Here is a 15,175-nt window from a genome sequence, read left to right as displayed (position 1 = left end):
GCGCCATGCAGCTCCGCACCTTCCTTGCCAAAGACATGAAAGAGGCCCTCGCTGCGGTTCGCAGCGAGATGGGACCGGATGCGGTGATCGTGGCGAGCCAGGCGGCCAAAGGCGGCGGCGTCATGGTGCGGGCCGCGCTCGAAGAACCGGAGCCTCCGCTCGATCTGCCGCCGTCGGCGGAAGTGAAGCCCGAGCCCAAAGCCGAAGACATCGACACGCTGTTCCAGCAGACGATGATCCGGCGCCTGCGCGAAAAGAAAACCTCCCTGCCCGGCCGGCGCAAATTCGACCGCGCCCAATTGCTCGCGTCCTTCGCCAAGAACCGCCTGCCGGAAGCGCTGGGACATGCCCTCGCCGAAGCGGCCGCCAAGACCGGCCTGACCGACATGACGCTGGCGCTCGCCGCCGCCATCGACCAGAAAATGCTGTCGGCGCCGATCGATTTCGTGAACGCCAAGGCGTTCCTGCTCGCCGGACCCAACGGCGCCGGCAAGACCGCGGTCGCCGCCAAGCTCGGTGCCCATGCACGGCTGGCCGGACGCGTGGTGCGCCTCATCGCCCATGACGTCACCGGCGCCGGCGCGGTGGCGCGGCTCAAAGATTTCGCCGATCACCTCGACGCCCAGATCGTCACCGCGGAATCGGCGATGGCGCTGGCGGCGGTGCTCGGCAATGCGGCGCGCGACCAGGCACTGGCCATCATCGACACCGCCGGGTTCGATCCGCGCCAGCCGCGCTCGGCGGCCGCGTTCTCGGCCCTGGCCGATATCGAACTGGTCGAAACCATCGGCATCATCTCCAGCCTGACCGACAGCGAAGAGGCCGGTGAAATGGCCGCCGCCCTGGCCCGGATCGGCGCCAGCCGTCTCGTCATCACCCAGGCCGACATGACACGGCGCTACGGCGCGCTGGCGTCCGCAGCGATGACCACCAATCTTGCCGTCGCCTTCGTCACCCGCTCGCCGTTCGTGGCGGGCGAACTCGAAACCCTGACGCCGCTGGCGCTCGCCCGGCTGCTCACCGAAAACGCAGAGGGTACACAATGACTCTGGCTGGACCTCGATTGACCGCCGTCGGGTCGGGTAAAGGCGGCACCGGCAAGACCTTCATCGCGCTGACGCTGGCCCAGGCCTTCGCCGATCTCGGCGAGCGCGTGTTGCTCTGCGATGCCGATCTCGGTCTCTCGAACACCGCCGTGCATCTCGGCCTCGCCAAAAGCGGCGACCTGCCCGGCTATCTTTCCGGACGCACGCCGCTGAAGGCGGCCACCGCCGCGGTCGAAGCCGCCGGCCATGCCAAATTCGATCTCCTCGCCGCGCCCGCCGGCACCGGCTTTCTCGGCGATGCCGACAAAGCGACGGTGGAACGCCTCGGCGGCCTGCTGCGGCATGTGCCGTGCTACGACCGGGTGATCGTCGATCTCGGCGCCGGGATCGGCGAAGCGGTGCTGACGCTCGCCGCGGTCTCCGACGACGTGGTGACGGTGATGACGCCCGATCCGGCGGCGCTGACCGACGCCTATGCCTTCATCAAGCTGGTGCTCAAGCGCACCGGCGGCCGCGCCCCCGGCATCGTGGTCAACATGGCGACCAATGCGGCGGAAGCCAAACGCACCGCCGACGCCCTGACCACCTCGGCCCGCAGCTTCCTCAAAGCGACGCCGGCCTATCTCGGTTTCGTGCCCGCCGACATGCGGGTGGTGGAAGCCTTGCGCCGCCAGACCTCGCTGTGGGTCGCCTGCCCGCAAAGCCCGGTGCTCTCCGCCGTGATGGGACTGACGGCGCTGCTCGGCGGCCAATCGAACCGCATCCAGGCGACGGGTTCGCTGCGGTAAAGCAGAACGCTGGTTTATTGTCGCGCTTCGTGATCCGAAAACCGGGGTTTTCGGCGAAGCGCTGGTTTTGACTTGTCGCGCTTCGTGGTCCGAAAACCGGAAAACCACTTTTCGGCGAAGCGCTCCTTATACCAAAGGCGGAATCGAAAAATTCCGCCTTCAGCCTCAAGCCCGCCGCCGCCTCCGGAGGCCGTTTTCAGGCGGCGATCGACAGGCGCATTGGTCTTATTCTGCGGAGTGCTCACCCCAGCCGTTCGCCTTGTGACGCGGCCGCTGCCGCCATAGCGGTCTTACGCGGGCTTACGTGTCCTCGCGAGACTAAGGATGTTGCAGCGCGTGCGGGCGCGATACTCCTGTATTTGCGCAGATAATTTAGGCCACGCGACGGATCGGAAAACCGTTTCACACTTTTCCGGTCGCGCTTATCGGCCGAAGATCGTCCTCCATTGTCAAACACCGCGTTTCGATGTGGGTATGCGGTGCCAACAATTCAAGACGTGAGGAAAACTATTTTTCTGCACCTAGTTGCGAGACGCAGCCGCAATAATTTCCGCAAGATGGACGAATGAAACGCGTCACAATGATGAATTGGTGAATGCGACTCTCTCTTTTCTGCCCCACGCGGGCGCACGAGTTTTCTGCGTTGGCACTTAGAACGCGGGGGGAAGTGCTGAGCGAAGCGAAGCAAAGGGGAGATTATCTTCGCGCAAGGGCGCCCCCCTTCGTCTGCTTCGCAGACACTTCCCCCCACGGTCCTAGTGCCGGTGTGAAAAACCTTGCGCCCGTGGAGGGCAGAAAAGAAGGAGCAAAAAAAACGCTGATTTTGCTATACTTTCTGCTTCAGCGGGATGCAGATGTCGAGCGACCAGAGGCCGCCGTTGTGCTCGGGGCTGGCGCCGTAGCGTTCGAAACACGGGCGGTCGGCGCATTCGTAGCCGCCGGCGACGAACCAGGCGAAGGCATCTTCCCACGCTTTGCCGAATCCGTCCGGCCCGATCTCGAAATGACAGACCGCATGCGGTCCGCCGGGAATGCGCTGAAAACTCATCGGGCGCTCGCGCGGGAAACCGGCGGGCACGGTGAGACAAGCATCGGTGCGGCACTTCTCCGGCGGCGTCACTTCGGGATTGTCCCAGTAAACCCCGAGCATCGTTTCGCGCCCGAGCAAACCTTTCGGTCCCGCCCACGCCATCAGTTCGCCGAACGCCGCTTCGCAAATCTCTTTGCCGTACGGCCCGAGCTTGCGCACGAAGGCCACGTCGTAATCCGGCAGGGTTTGAATGTCCGCTTTCATGTCACTCCTCATCGGTTGATTGCGCGAGGAGTAGTCGACGGCGGCGGCGAGCGCGTCTTCGGGATTGCTGGAGATGTTTCCGATCTTGCTATTGCGATACGCGGTCGGGGTCCGGCCGAAGTGGAGGCGGAAGGCCTTGGCCATGTTCTGCGACGAAGAAAAGCCGCAGGCGTGCGCGATGGCCGTGATCGGCTGGCGGCGCTGGGTGAGAAGCTGGTTCGCCGCCGTCTCGAGGCGCAGGCGGCGGGTGAACTCGGCCACCGTCTCGCCGGTGACGGCCTTGAAGATGCGATGGAAATGGAACGGCGAGAACGCGGCGTGGCGGGCGATGTCGTCGAGCGACAGATCGGCGTCGAGATGGGCGCTGATGTAGTTCATCGCCAGACAAATGCGGCGCCGGTATTCCTGAGCGGTGGGAGTGAGGACTTGCATGCGGGCACCGGTGATGACGGCGCACTATCGCCCACCGCAAGACCGATGAAAACGCGGCAAGCGCAATAGGGGTATGCAATTCTAGAGCACATCACCAAGCCACTTCCGGTAGCCCGCGATCTGTTCGTAGGTGTGGAAGAAGTGCTCGGCGTCTTCGAGGATGCGGAGATCGCAGCCGAAGCGGTGCGCAAACGCCGCAATGATCTCGCGCGGCATCAAGGCGTCGCGGCCGCCGTAGAGAATGGAAGTCGGTACGGCCCAATCCGTGATGGGATGGGATTTGACGTCGCAATAGTAGTCCCAATCCAGCGCCGGGCCTTGCGGCATCGGGATGTGCTTTTCCGCGGCAAGGCGGGCTTCGTCGACACCGGCCGCCGCCATCATCCCGGCGATGAGGCGCTGCATGTCCACCATCGGCGACAGGAAGAAGGCCTTCTTGAACGACGCAACGGCGCGCAGACCGAAATAGGCGCCCAGGCTGCACGCGAACAGGCTGACGGTCGGCGCCAAGCCCGCAGCGTATGAAGCAATGCGCAGAAGATCACGCACACCGTTGGTTGGAGTACAGGCGCAGTCTTCGCCGGCACGCGCGCCATGCTCCGGCAGATCGAAACTCAGCACCCGATAGCCCTTGGCCACCGCCGCTTCGGCGAGAACGGCGATGACGGTGTCGTCCTTGCGCGACATCAGTCCGTGCACGGCAATCAGGATATGCGCGCTGGACGGACCCCACAGGACGGCCGGAATACCGTCGATGGTGATCGCGGCCTGCCTCGGCAAAACTCCCACTTACTTCCGCCCCCCGCCTCTGCCGCGGTTGTCGACGGCGACGGGGCCGGGGCCTAAGCCGATCAGCATCAGGAGGCCGCCGGCGATGGCGGCGTGGCAGGCGAAGAGTTCGAACTCGCGGGCGCGCTCGCTCGGGTTGTCGTAGATCCGCCACCAGTCGTGCAGCACCACCATCGTCACCGCAGTGACGGTGAAAAGGATCAAGGCGCCGTAGCGGGCGTGGAAGCCGAAGATCAGCGAGATCGCGCCCATGGTGACGAGCAGCAGGGCCACGATCAGGATGAACGGCGCACCGGGAATGCCGCGAAACGTCATCAGATCGATCGTGCCGCCCCAGTTGCCGCCGTAAATCGCGACCTGGCTGAGAAAAAACCAGCCGAAAGCCAGCCGCCCGATGAGGGGGCTAAGGGTATCCGAGATGGACATGACGAACCCCGAAAACGTGTCCCAAGACGGGACATTTTAGTTGACCGTGCGGAGCGCGGATAGCGATGTGGGGATCGGGATTGTCGCAGGGGGGGCCAGATACAAAAATAGCGAGCGGGGCGTCCCCTGCTCGCTATTCGTATTCGCAATTTGCGTGTTTCACCCGGCCCGGAGCGCGTGCTTGCGCAGATGGCGGACCAGGGCCATTTCGTCGAGCCGCGCCTGAGCCCGGCGGGCCTCGATCTCGGCGAGGCGCTTTTCCTGCTGTTCGTTGGCGAATTCGAGGCTCTTCAGATCCTGATAGGCGCTGGTCAATTCTTCCTGGCAGGCGGCACGTTCGCGATCGAGATCCCTGAGCGTGTCCTTCAGCTTCTCGCGCCGGATTTCGATCGACTTCAAGAACGACGGAAAGGCAAGACGGCCGATGTCGGTGTCGGACGCACGCTGACGTTCGCGCGCGACGCTGTCCTCGAGATCGGCGAGCTTCTTCTCCATATCGGCCTTCATGCCGTCGAGCGTCGCCATACGGCGCTTGAGCTCATCGACGCGAAAGCGCCTGAGACGGAGAAGCGTGTCCTGTTTCTTCATATCGCCTTACCTTTGCCCACCCGCGAGTATTGTGCCCAACTCCTGATACCCTTCGGTTAACGAGCAGCGCTCGTCCTTTCGCTGACCGAGAAATTTTTCGAAAAGCGGATGCAGCTGGATGGCGTGGTCGACTTCCGGATTTGTCCCGGATTTGTACGCACCGAGGCGTATCAGTTCGGCCATGTCTTCATAGGTCGCGATCGACTTGCGCGATTCCCGGATGATCTCGCGCTCCTGCTCGTTGTTGCAGCCCGGCATGGTACGGCTGACCGAGCGCAGGATGTTAATCGCCGGAAACCGGCCCCGTTCCGCAATGGCACGATCGAGCACGATGTGGCCGTCGAGAATGCCGCGAACAGCGTCGGAAATCGGTTCGTTGTGATCGTCGCCTTCGACCAGAACCGTAAACAGACCGGTAATCGAACCTTCGCATCCCGCTTGCGCGGGACCGGCGCGCTCCAAGAGGCGCGGCAGTTCGGCGAACACGGTCGGCGTATAACCTTTCGACGACGGCGGCTCGCCGGCGGACAAACCGATCTCTCTTTGCGCCATGGCAAAGCGGGTGATCGAGTCCATCATCAGAAGCACATTGAGGCCGGAGTCACGCAGTTGTTCGGCGACCGTCATCGCGGTGTACGCCGCCTGACGGCGCACCAGCGGCGGCTCGTCGGAGGTTGCGGCGACGACGACCGAGCGCTTCATGCCGGCAACGCCGAGATCGTCTTCGACGAATTCCTTCAATTCGCGGCCGCGTTCGCCGATCAGTCCGATGACGATGGCGTCGGCTTCGGAATAACGCGCCAGCATCGCCATCAGCGTCGATTTGCCGACGCCGGAACCGGCGAAGATGCCCATGCGCTGGCCTTCGCAGCAGGTCACGAAGGCGTTGAGCGCCCGCACCCCGAGATCGAGCTTGCCGCCGACCCGGTTGCGCGATTGCGCCGCAGGCGGCTGGGCTTTGATCGGATAGGCGGTCGGACCCATCGGCAAGGGGCCGAGCCCGTCGGTGGGGTTGCCGAAAGCATCGAGAATGCGCCCCATCCAGCCCAGACAGGGGAAGATCACGGACGGCCGGTTTTCGAAATCTGCTCGCGCGCCCAAGGACATACCGTCAAGGACGCCCATCGGCATGGCGAGCGCTTTGCCGTCGCGGAAACCGACCACTTCGGCCGGAATCGAGTGCCCGCTGGAGGGGTTGAGGCGGACCGTTCCGCCCATGCTCACGGCGCCGATCGCGCCGGTCACTTCGACCATCAGGCCTTCGACGCGCGCCACCCGGCCGAACCGCCGCATAGGGGCAATAGCCTCGATTTCTTGAAGCAAAGACTGCATTCCCGCGACCTTTCTGCGCGTCGTAGAAACCCCATCTTGCCCGCAAGCCCCTTAAGTGAGAGTAAAGTTAATAAATTGAATCAAGGGGATGGTTCCCGCTTTCCGGTATGGTTCCTGAAGGGCTGTTAAGTCCCGTTCGCATTCTCTGAAACTTTTGCTGTGACAAAAAGAGGATGTTAACCATTGTCGGTTACCTTGATTAGAGTGGTTAACCAGTCCGGTCGAAAAAAGTCGCCGGCTTCACGACCAAAAGGGGTCTGACATGCGCGTGCTCCTGATCGAAGACGATAGCGCCATGGCACGCAGCATCGAGTTGATGCTGCGGTCGGAAGGCTTCAACGTCTACACGACGGATCTGGGCGAGGAGGGGATCGATCTCGGCAAGCTGTACGATTATGACATCATCATACTCGACCTGCAGCTTCCGGATATGAGCGGCTTCGAGGTCTTGAAGAGCCTTCGCGTCGCCAAAGTGCAGACGCCGGTGCTCATTCTCTCGGGCAACGCGATCGTCGAAGCCAAGGTCAAGGCCCTCGGCTTCGGTGCCGACGACTATATGACCAAGCCGTTCCACAAGGACGAGCTGGTCGCCCGTATCCAGGCCGTGGTGCGCCGCTCCAAGGGCCACAGCCAGTCGGTGATCACCACCGGCAAGCTGGTGGTTAACCTTGACGCCAAGACCGTCGAAGTCGACGGCCAGCGCGTACACCTCACCGGCAAAGAATATCAGATGCTGGAACTACTCTCCTTGCGGAAGGGTACGACCCTGACGAAGGAAATGTTCCTCAATCATCTCTACGGCGGCATGGACGAGCCGGAACTGAAGATCATCGACGTCTTCATCTGCAAGCTCCGCAAGAAGCTCGCCGCCGCCACCAACGGCGACAATTACATCGAAACGGTCTGGGGCCGCGGCTACGTGCTGCGCGATCCCTCCGAAGAAGCATTGGCATCGTAAAAGCCAAGTTCAGGGGGCAGTGAAAAGGGGCGCCGCAAGGCGCCCTTTTTATTGGCGTGCCGGTTTAGGGGGCATTGTTCCCGGCACCAAATCGGCCGCGGCGCATTATCGTCGGTGATGGTGTGTGTCTGGGCCCCCGATGCGCGTTCGGCCACCGCAGCCCTCGAGGGCGGGCGGATCGTCATGCTGCCGGGCGGCTTTGCCCTTCATCCCCAGGAACTCGCCCTGCGCGATCCGGCCTTGCTCAGCGGCGCCAAGAACATCAGCCTGTCGCCCGACCGGCGCCTCAAACATGCCGCAGGGTCCGCAGCGGTACGGATGCGGCTTAAAACCATGATGGCGCGCTTTGCCGCGTTCGCCCGCGACACCGTGGAAGCCATCGCCCCGCATTATCGCGGCGCGCTCGTCAAAGGCCGCACCAGTTTCCGCCCCGCCGAAATCGAAGGGCGCGCAGTGTCGCCGCTGAAGGACGACACCCGTCTGCATGTCGACGCCTTCCCTGCCAATCCGACGCGCGGCAAACGCATCCTGCGGGTGTTCGCCAACGTCCACTCGCACGCGCCGCGGCATTGGACCACCGGCGAGCCGTTCGCCGACATGGCGGCGCGCTTCCTGCCGGACCTGACGCCCAATCCGCCGATCCTGAATGCGCTTTATGCCGCGGTCGGCGCCACCACAGGACGGCGCAGCCCCTACGACGATCTGATGCTCGGCCTGCACGACACCCTCAAGCGCGATCCCGACTACCAAGCGCAATGCCCGAAACGGCCGCAGACCTTCGCAGCCGGAACGGTATGGATCTGCTACACCGACGTGGTGCTGCACGCCGCGCTCAAAGGCCAGCACGCGCTGGAACAGACATTCCTGCTGCCGGTCGAAGCCATGGCCGAACCGGACCGCTCGCCGCTACGGATTCTGGAACGGATGACGGGACGGCGGCTGGTTTAAAGCCGGCAATCCAAGAGTTTCTTGTCCGATCCGATCAAGAGATGGCCGCTCGCTTCGGCGGCGGCGGTAACCGGTTCGCTCTTCGCGGCATAGAGCAGCTCGGCACTTTGCGGCACGCCATCGGCGACGCGCACGCGATAGACCGCGCCGGCGCCCTGCTTCGGCCACGCCGCGACGATCAGGCTGCCGTCCTTGGCGACGGTAATTTTCGTCGGCGCAGCGGGAAGATCGAACAGGGTGGCGTTGCTGAGCGCGCCGGTGAAATCGTTGCGCGTGAAGCTGACGATACTGCGCGGCAGTTCCTGGGCGACGTAAAGATGGCTCATGTCCATCGCCACCGCGATGCCCGCGGGCGATGTCAGGCGCTTGGCGACGGGAATGAATTTCATGCCGTCGAAATAGGTCACTTCGGCGCGCGGAATCAGGAACGAATCGTCGAGCCAGCGGCCGAGCGCCGTGCGGGTGGAATGGGTGTTGACGAAATAGAAGCGTCCCGCCGGCAGCACCGCGAGATCGGCAGGATCGGTGAGGATGTCGGCGGAGAGCCGTCCCATTTCCCGGACCTGACCGGGTGCGGGCGCGCCGAACACCGAGACTTCCCACAGCCCGTCCTGGCGGAACAGCACGGTGAAGGCACCGTCGGCCCCGATCGCCAGCGCCGCGGGATCGAACGCTTTGGGTGTCCCGGCAAGCCGCTTGGCGCTGCTGCCACTGAAGACATAAAGCCCGTCCTTGGCGGCGAGATAGGCAATGCCGGCACCGTCGATGGCGATATCGCGCACGCCGGCGATTCCCGCCACGGCGCGGCACGACGCGGGCGTCTTGTCGTCGACCGACGCGAAGAACCCGCGCGAGGCCACGAAGCGGTAACTCGCAGCGATGAGCAGCACGATCAGCATCGCCGACACGGTGATGGCGATACGGCGCCAAAGTGATTTGTGCATGGTCATTTCCCGCTAAACCCTGTCATCCCCGGCTGAGCCAGCGCAGCGCAGCGAGGGGAAGGGGACCCAGGTGCCTACAATGCTCCGGCGTTAAAGAACCGGCAATGTCACTCGTTCGGCTAAAGGGTGCGGTGATTTTCACCTGGGTTCCCTTCCCTTCGCTCAGCGCTGACGCGCCTTGGCTCAGCCGGGAATGACATCCTCTTTTTGTGCCCCTGCGCCCGAAAACTGCAGGCTTGCCAATCGCGCGTAAAGGCCGCCTTTGGCCACAAGATCGTCGTGACTGCCCGCGTCCGCCACTTTGCCCTGGTCCATCACCACGATGCGCTTCAAGCGCTGGATGGTGGCGAGGCGATGGGCGATGACGAGGGTGGTACGCCCTTCCATCAGATTGGCGAGACCTTGCTGCACCAGCCGTTCGTTCTCGGCGTCGAGCGCGGAGGTGGCTTCGTCGAGCAACAACAGCGGCGCGTTGCGCAGCATGGCGCGGGCGATGGCGAGGCGCTGGCGCTGGCCGCCCGACAGCGACACGCCGCGTTCGCCGAGACGGGTGGCGAAACCGTCGGGCAGCTTTTCGACGAATTCGAGCGCCGCGGCGGCATCGGCCGCAGCCCGCACATCGGCCTCGGAGGCTTCGGGACGGCCGTAGCGGATATTGTCGGCGATGGTGCCGGAGAAGATCACCGGGTCCTGCGCCACCATGGCAATCGCGCGGCGCAGATCGTGCGGATCGAGATCGGCGATATCGAGACCGTCGAAGGCGATACGGCCCTGCTGCGCCGCATAGAAGCGGAGCAGAAGCTGAAACACCGTCGATTTGCCGGCGCCGGAAGGACCGACCAGCGCCACCGCTTCGCCCGGCTCGACATGCAGCGAGAACCCGTTCAACGCCGCGGTGTCGGGGCGCAAGGGATAGCGGAACTCGACGTTTTCGAAATGCACGACACCGCGAGCCGGGCTCGGCAGAACCTTGGGATGGAGCGGCGCCACGATGGCGGGCGGCACGGTGAGAAGTTCGACCAGACGCTCGGAGGCCCCGGCGGCGCGCTGCAGATCGCCCCACAACTCGCTGACCGCGGCAAACGCACCGCCGACCAGGATGGCGTAGATGATGAACTGCACCAGTTGGCCGGGGGTCATGGTGCCGTCGAGCACGCTTTGGGCGCCGACCCAGCCGACGCCGACAATGCAGCCGAACACGGCGAACGTCGCCACCGCGGTCATCACCGCGCGGGCACGGGTGCGCAGGATCGCAACCACAAAGGCGTCTTCCACCGCGGTGCCGTAGCGCTTGCGCTCGTCGCCTTCGCGGGTGAAGGCCTGCACCGTCGCCACCGCGTTCAAGGTTTCGCTGGCATGGGCCGAGGTATCGGCGAGCTTGTCCTGACTGAGACGGCTGAGCTTGCGCACCCAGCGCCCGAACAGGATCAGCGGCAGGATCACCACCAGCACGCCCGCCACCACCAGCCCCGTCAGCTTCCAGCTGGTGAAGAACATCAGCGCGATGCCCGCCACCGCCATCAACACATTGCGGATGGCGAACGAGGCCGAGGAGCCGATCACCGTCTGCACCAGGGTGGTGTCGGCGGAAAGCCGCGACAGCACCTCGCCGGTGCGGGTGATCTCGAAAAATGCGGGCGTCAGGTCGAGGACGTGGGCGTAGACCGCCTTGCGGATGTCGGCCACCACCCGCTCGCCGATCCAGGTGACGAAATAGAACCTTGTGGCACCGGCAAAGCCCATCACCCCCGCCGCGGCCAGGAAGAGGAAGAAATAATGGGAGATTTCCTTGATCTGGGAGGCGGAAAAGCCGCGGTCGACCAGGCCCCGGAGCATGGCGGGCATCACCAGGGTGGCGCCGGCCGCCACCACCATGGCGAGCGCCGCCGCGGCGATCGCACCGCGGTAGGGCTTGAGGAAGGGAACCAGCGTCTTCAAGGGCTTGAGGGACCGGCCCTTGGCTCTGCCCTGTGCGACGTATTGCACCTGTTCGGCGTATTCCGCGCCCGATTCCGCCATGGCTTGGGCCTCTTGGGTTGGCCCTCAATATAGGATGTGTTGCGGGGGTTTAAACCGCACCCGTCAGCCTTGCGTGCCCAGCTTCGATCCCCTATAAGCCCCGCCTCTTTACGACGTGAGAAGGCTCAGCCATGAAAAAGGGCATTCACCCCAACTACCATTTCGTCAACGTGCAGCTGAACGACGGCACGTCCTATCGCACGCGCACGACCTGGGGTACGGCCGACCAGAAGCTGACCCTCGACATCGATCCGTCGACGCATCCGGCCTGGACCGGCGGCCAGCAGCAGCTGCTCGACCGCGGCGGCCGTCTGACCCGCTTCAACAAGAAGTTCGGGAATTTCGTGAAGTCGTAATCGACACGAAAATCGAGTTTGCAAGATAGCGAGCAGGGGACGCCTTGTTCGCTATTTTTGTTTTTGGGCAGCTCTTTCCCCCCCCGCGGAGCTTTGACGCTCGACCGACATGTTCTGCGAATAGCGGGGGAGGTGGACGCGAAGCGGACGGAGGGGGGCCCGAACAGACAGCAGAGCAATCCCCCCTCCGCTTCTCTCGCTCACGCTCGATCAGCACCTCCCCCGCTATTGCAACAGGGTACGGCTCATCGACCGCGACACCGCGGGGGAGGAAAGACGCAGCGCGTCCGGGATGACAGGTGGTGTTACTGCGGCGCGGAGAACGCGCGTTCGAGCATCGCCATGGCGCCGCGGGCGCCGGCGGGGATTTCGGCTTTGCCGAACAGGACATCGTCGAGACGGGCGATGCGGCGGTAGAGATCGTCGCTGCGGGAGAGAAGATCCTGCAACTTTACCGGCAGTCCTTCCACCGCATCCGACGGACCGCCGCCGAAACAGATTTCCTTGGAGCCGAGGCGATAGCGATCGCTCTGGGCGTCTTCGACCTTCATGTCGCCTTCGGACACCGCACGCTGCACCAACAGCCACGAAGCGGCCTGCATCAAACGCGTGGTGACGCGCATGGATTCGCCGGCATAGAGCATCGCGGTCTTGCGCGGCAGATGACGCTGCTCTTCGCGGCCCGGCCCGTCGAGATAACGCGCCGTCTCTTCCACCAGACTCATGCCTTCGTCGAAGGTGCGCTGAAACAGCACCGAACCGGTGAACGACTGCACTGTGAGATCGCGAATGGCCTCGTCGTCGAGAGTGTTCATGTGTACGCCCCGCTCCACCGGCGCATAAAGCTATCAACTCGCTTCGTCCGCGCAAGATGGAGATGCATCATTCCGCCGGTTAACACTATAGCCGGTGGCATCAAGGCAACGGATAGTTGTCGATATTAATGATGACGATCCCGTTAAGGATCTTTCGCGCGATTTTACGATTCCAGGATTGTCGCGCTTTCGGACGGGAAATCGCCGCATACGCTGGCGCTCAACTCTAGCGCTTGAAGAACGCGTCGGCGGCCGATTTCGTCGCCTGGCGGGCCGCAATTGCGTCGCGGCAGCGGGCGATTTCGGCTTCCAGCATGCCGATGCGCGCCGCCAGCTCGAATTCCGACATTGCGGAAAGATCCTCGCCGAGCACGATTTCGGCCGGTTTCTTGCGCGGCAGCAATTCTTCAGGATCGATCGCCATGGCGTTTTGCACACTCCTCGAACGCTGCTAATTTCTAGCCTGGAAACGATCGTTCGCAAGACCACAAAAATGCGCGCCGTTACCGTCGTAAATCCCGGACCCGACTACACGCTGACGCTGGCGGAGCGCGAAACGCCGGTGCCCGGTCCCGGCCAAGTCCTGATCAAGGTCGCCGCCGCAGGCCTCAATCGCGCCGATCTGTTGCAAGCCAAAGGCAAGTATCCTCCGCCCGCGGGCGCACCCGACACATTGGGTCTCGAAGTCTCGGGCGAGATTGCCGAAGCGGCGGCGGACTCGCCGTTCCGCATCGGCGACAAGGTGTGCGCCCTGCTTCCCGGCGGCGGCTATGCCGAATATGCCCGCGTCGACGAAGGCTCGGTGCTGCCGCTGCCGGCGGGCGTCGATCTGATCGAGGCCGCGGCACTGCCGGAAGCCCTCTTCACCGCCTGGACCAATCTGATCGATGCCGGCGGTCTCAGGAGCAAGGAAACCGTGCTGATCCACGGCGGATCGAGCGGCGTCGGTTCGGCCGCCATCCAGCTTGCGGCGGCGCTGGGCGCCAAAGTGCTGACCACCGCGGGCGGCGCCGAGCGCTGCGAAAAATGCGAACGGCTGGGCGCGATGCTGGCGATCGATCATCATACGGACGATTTCGTCGAAGAAGTGCTGGCGGCGACCGCCGGGCGCGGCGCCGACGTCATCCTCGACATGGTCGGCGGCGATTACATCGTCCGCAATTTCGCAGCGGCGGCGACCAAAGGACGGATCGTCAACATCGCCTACCAGAAAGGCTCGACGGCCACGGTCGACTTCCGCCTGATGCTGGCCAAGCGCCTGACCTTGACGGCAACGACGCTGCGCGGACGCAGTCCCGAGGAAAAACGGGCGTTGCGCGATGCCCTGTTGAAGACGGTGTGGCCGTTGATCGAAATCGGCGCCATCAAGCCGGTGGTCGACCGCGTTTTCCCGCTCGCCGAGGCCGCGGCCGCCCACGCCCATATGGCCAAAACCGGCCATTTCGGGAAGATTCTGCTGACGGTGTAAACCCCCTTCCCTTCCGTCTTCTTCCCGGTTACAACCTCGTACATTCCTCGAAAGCTTCACGCTTCACGAGGTCGGGTGGAGGGATGAAGACCTTCCCCGGCAATGGGAGAAAATTATCATGGCCGCCGAACAGAAGCCTTTGATGCCGAAAGCCACCGCCGTCTGGCTGGTGGACAACACCTCACTCTCCTTCGACCAGATCGCCGATTTCTGCGGCTTGCATCCGCTCGAAGTGAAAGGCATCGCCGACGAGGACGTCGCCAAAGGCATCAAGGGCATGGACCCCGTTTCGGCCGGCCAGCTGACGCGCGAGCAGATCGAAGCCGCCGAGAAGGATCCCAAAGTCCGCCTGAAAATGGCCCCGCCGAAGCACAAAATGCCGGTGGTCAAGCAGAAGAAGGCGCCACGCTATACCCCGGTGTCGAAGCGCCAGGACAAGCCCGATGCGGTCTATTGGATTCTGCGCAATCACCCCGAAATGCCCGATGCCGACATCATCAAGCTGATCGGCACCACCAAGGCCACCATCCAGAAGATCCGCGAGCGCTCGCACTGGAACGCCACCAACATCAAGGCGGTCGACCCGGTGACGCTCGGCCTGTGCAGCCAGCTCGAACTCGACCTTGCGGTTTCCCGCGCCGAAGCCAAGCGCGAACGCGCCGAAAAGCGCGCCGCCAAGGCCGGCACGACCCTGCTGCCGCTGCACGACCTGCCGGGCGCCCCGGCGGCCGAGACGCCCGCGGCAGAGCCGGTCGCCGAAACCGGCGAGGACAGCGAGGCCTGAACGGCAGGAGCGGACGAGGCCCGGCTTACAACGCCGGGTCCGGCCGGAATCTCTGTGGTTGATCGCCACACGTTTTACAGTTGCACAAATTCTAGCAGGCGCACCCGCCGCGATATGGGTTTGCGTCTCGTTCGCATTTGCTGAAAATTGCACAGCTTAACCAACGGGATAACCGGTCCATCCTGGAC

Annotated in this window: 16 protein-coding genes; 7 read left to right on the top strand and 9 right to left on the bottom strand. The window is 63.7% G+C overall.

Annotation, left to right across the window (positions count from 1 at the left end):
* The first annotated feature begins 5 nt into the window (after nucleotides 1-5).
* Together FHS84_RS14520 and FHS84_RS14515 are read left to right on the top strand one after the other, a co-directional pair.
* The gene (locus tag FHS84_RS14520; protein WP_166935568.1) at nucleotides 6-1,046 is read left to right on the top strand and encodes a flagellar biosynthesis protein FlhF; all 1,041 of its coding nucleotides are present in this window, start codon (nucleotides 6-8) and stop codon (nucleotides 1,044-1,046) included.
* A complete protein-coding gene (locus FHS84_RS14515; protein ID WP_166935566.1) occupies nucleotides 1,043-1,834 on the top strand; it encodes a nucleotide-binding protein in 792 nt (263 codons plus the stop codon). The genes FHS84_RS14520 and FHS84_RS14515 overlap by 4 nt, the downstream gene beginning before the upstream one ends.
* Before the next feature lie 826 nt (nucleotides 1,835-2,660).
* Here the strand turns inward: FHS84_RS14515 and FHS84_RS14510 are convergent.
* The 5 genes from FHS84_RS14510 to fliI form a co-directional block, all read right to left on the bottom strand.
* Nucleotides 2,661-3,560 carry an AraC family transcriptional regulator gene (locus FHS84_RS14510; protein ID WP_166935564.1) on the bottom strand — a complete coding sequence of 300 codons (900 nt, stop codon included), beginning with the start codon at nucleotides 3,558-3,560 and terminating at the stop codon, nucleotides 2,661-2,663.
* Between the two features lie 81 nt (nucleotides 3,561-3,641).
* Nucleotides 3,642-4,349, bottom strand: coding sequence for an alpha/beta fold hydrolase (locus tag FHS84_RS14505; RefSeq protein WP_208393886.1), 708 nt, complete (start codon nucleotides 4,347-4,349; stop codon nucleotides 3,642-3,644).
* Nucleotides 4,350-4,775, bottom strand: a complete 426-nt coding sequence (locus tag FHS84_RS14500) for a DoxX family protein (RefSeq protein ID WP_166935562.1) — start codon at nucleotides 4,773-4,775, stop codon at nucleotides 4,350-4,352.
* Nucleotides 4,776-4,934: 159 nt separating this feature from the next.
* Nucleotides 4,935-5,363 carry a flagellar FliJ family protein gene (locus FHS84_RS14495; protein ID WP_166935560.1) on the bottom strand — a complete coding sequence of 143 codons (429 nt, stop codon included), beginning with the start codon at nucleotides 5,361-5,363 and terminating at the stop codon, nucleotides 4,935-4,937.
* 6 nt (nucleotides 5,364-5,369) lie between these two features.
* Nucleotides 5,370-6,695: a flagellar protein export ATPase FliI gene (gene fliI / locus FHS84_RS14490; protein ID WP_166935558.1), complete on the bottom strand. Its 1,326-nt coding sequence runs from the start codon at nucleotides 6,693-6,695 to the stop codon at nucleotides 5,370-5,372.
* A gap of 262 nt (nucleotides 6,696-6,957) precedes the next feature.
* Here fliI and ctrA point away from each other — a divergent pair, with 262 nt between their 5' ends.
* Nucleotides 6,958-7,653: a response regulator transcription factor CtrA gene (gene ctrA / locus FHS84_RS14485; RefSeq protein ID WP_166935556.1), complete on the top strand. Its 696-nt coding sequence runs from the start codon at nucleotides 6,958-6,960 to the stop codon at nucleotides 7,651-7,653.
* A gap of 117 nt (nucleotides 7,654-7,770) precedes the next feature.
* Entirely contained in the window at nucleotides 7,771-8,601 is an 831-nt protein-coding gene (kdoO, locus tag FHS84_RS14480) for a Kdo hydroxylase KdoO (RefSeq protein WP_243851107.1), read from the top strand.
* On the opposite strand, the gene FHS84_RS14475 is transcribed toward kdoO, so the two are convergent.
* Both FHS84_RS14475 and FHS84_RS14470 read right to left on the bottom strand, forming a co-directional pair.
* On the bottom strand, nucleotides 8,598-9,545 hold the full coding sequence (locus tag FHS84_RS14475; RefSeq protein ID WP_166935552.1) for an SMP-30/gluconolactonase/LRE family protein: 948 nt from the start codon (nucleotides 9,543-9,545) through the stop codon (nucleotides 8,598-8,600). The genes kdoO and FHS84_RS14475 overlap by 4 nt on opposite strands.
* 183 nt (nucleotides 9,546-9,728) lie before the next feature.
* On the bottom strand, nucleotides 9,729-11,564 hold the full coding sequence (locus tag FHS84_RS14470) for an ABC transporter transmembrane domain-containing protein (RefSeq protein ID WP_166935550.1): 1,836 nt from the start codon (nucleotides 11,562-11,564) through the stop codon (nucleotides 9,729-9,731).
* Nucleotides 11,565-11,695: 131 nt separating this feature from the next.
* Between FHS84_RS14470 and rpmE the strand changes: the two genes are divergently transcribed.
* The gene (rpmE, locus tag FHS84_RS14465) at nucleotides 11,696-11,920 is read left to right on the top strand and encodes a 50S ribosomal protein L31 (RefSeq protein WP_166935548.1); all 225 of its coding nucleotides are present in this window, start codon (nucleotides 11,696-11,698) and stop codon (nucleotides 11,918-11,920) included.
* Between the two features lie 305 nt (nucleotides 11,921-12,225).
* Here the strand turns inward: rpmE and rcdA are convergent, their stop codons facing one another.
* Both rcdA and FHS84_RS14455 read right to left on the bottom strand, forming a co-directional pair.
* The gene (rcdA, locus tag FHS84_RS14460; protein ID WP_166935546.1) at nucleotides 12,226-12,735 is read right to left on the bottom strand and encodes a protease adaptor protein RcdA; all 510 of its coding nucleotides are present in this window, start codon (nucleotides 12,733-12,735) and stop codon (nucleotides 12,226-12,228) included.
* A 226-nt stretch (nucleotides 12,736-12,961) separates the two neighbouring features.
* Nucleotides 12,962-13,159, bottom strand: a complete 198-nt coding sequence (locus tag FHS84_RS14455; RefSeq protein ID WP_166935544.1) for a DUF1192 domain-containing protein — start codon at nucleotides 13,157-13,159, stop codon at nucleotides 12,962-12,964.
* A gap of 69 nt (nucleotides 13,160-13,228) precedes the next feature.
* Between FHS84_RS14455 and FHS84_RS14450 the strand changes: the two genes are divergently transcribed.
* Nucleotides 13,229-14,203, top strand: a complete 975-nt coding sequence (locus FHS84_RS14450) for an NAD(P)H-quinone oxidoreductase (RefSeq protein ID WP_166935542.1) — start codon at nucleotides 13,229-13,231, stop codon at nucleotides 14,201-14,203.
* A gap of 118 nt (nucleotides 14,204-14,321) precedes the next feature.
* Nucleotides 14,322-14,987: a DUF1013 domain-containing protein gene (locus FHS84_RS14445; RefSeq protein WP_208393885.1), complete on the top strand. Its 666-nt coding sequence runs from the start codon at nucleotides 14,322-14,324 to the stop codon at nucleotides 14,985-14,987.
* Nucleotides 14,988-15,175 lie beyond the last annotated feature (188 nt).

Source organism: Rhizomicrobium electricum (assembly GCF_011762045.1).
Taxonomy (GTDB): domain Bacteria; phylum Pseudomonadota; class Alphaproteobacteria; order Micropepsales; family Micropepsaceae; genus Rhizomicrobium; species Rhizomicrobium electricum.
This window is presented reverse-complemented; position numbering and strand designations above follow the sequence as displayed.

What these genes read in the sequence shown, in the direction of transcription:
- rpmE (WP_166935548.1), top strand. Translation starts at nt 11,696, where the DNA reads ATGAAAAAGGGCATTCACCCCAACTACCATTTCGTCAACGTGCAGCTG.
- FHS84_RS14450 (WP_166935542.1), top strand. Translation starts at nt 13,229, where the DNA reads ATGCGCGCCGTTACCGTCGTAAATCCCGGACCCGACTACACGCTGACG.
- FHS84_RS14470 (WP_166935550.1), bottom strand. Translation starts at nt 11,564, where the DNA reads ATGGCGGAATCGGGCGCGGAATACGCCGAACAGGTGCAATACGTCGCA.
- kdoO (WP_243851107.1), top strand. Translation starts at nt 7,771, where the DNA reads ATGGTGTGTGTCTGGGCCCCCGATGCGCGTTCGGCCACCGCAGCCCTC.
- rcdA (WP_166935546.1), bottom strand. Translation starts at nt 12,735, where the DNA reads ATGAACACTCTCGACGACGAGGCCATTCGCGATCTCACAGTGCAGTCG.
- FHS84_RS14520 (WP_166935568.1), top strand. Translation starts at nt 6, where the DNA reads ATGCAGCTCCGCACCTTCCTTGCCAAAGACATGAAAGAGGCCCTCGCT.
- FHS84_RS14515 (WP_166935566.1), top strand. Translation starts at nt 1,043, where the DNA reads ATGACTCTGGCTGGACCTCGATTGACCGCCGTCGGGTCGGGTAAAGGC.
- ctrA (WP_166935556.1), top strand. Translation starts at nt 6,958, where the DNA reads ATGCGCGTGCTCCTGATCGAAGACGATAGCGCCATGGCACGCAGCATC.
- FHS84_RS14455 (WP_166935544.1), bottom strand. Translation starts at nt 13,159, where the DNA reads ATGGCGATCGATCCTGAAGAATTGCTGCCGCGCAAGAAACCGGCCGAA.
- fliI (WP_166935558.1), bottom strand. Translation starts at nt 6,695, where the DNA reads ATGCAGTCTTTGCTTCAAGAAATCGAGGCTATTGCCCCTATGCGGCGG.
- FHS84_RS14495 (WP_166935560.1), bottom strand. Translation starts at nt 5,363, where the DNA reads ATGAAGAAACAGGACACGCTTCTCCGTCTCAGGCGCTTTCGCGTCGAT.
- FHS84_RS14500 (WP_166935562.1), bottom strand. Translation starts at nt 4,775, where the DNA reads ATGTCCATCTCGGATACCCTTAGCCCCCTCATCGGGCGGCTGGCTTTC.
- FHS84_RS14445 (WP_208393885.1), top strand. Translation starts at nt 14,322, where the DNA reads ATGGCCGCCGAACAGAAGCCTTTGATGCCGAAAGCCACCGCCGTCTGG.
- FHS84_RS14510 (WP_166935564.1), bottom strand. Translation starts at nt 3,560, where the DNA reads ATGCAAGTCCTCACTCCCACCGCTCAGGAATACCGGCGCCGCATTTGT.
- FHS84_RS14475 (WP_166935552.1), bottom strand. Translation starts at nt 9,545, where the DNA reads ATGCACAAATCACTTTGGCGCCGTATCGCCATCACCGTGTCGGCGATG.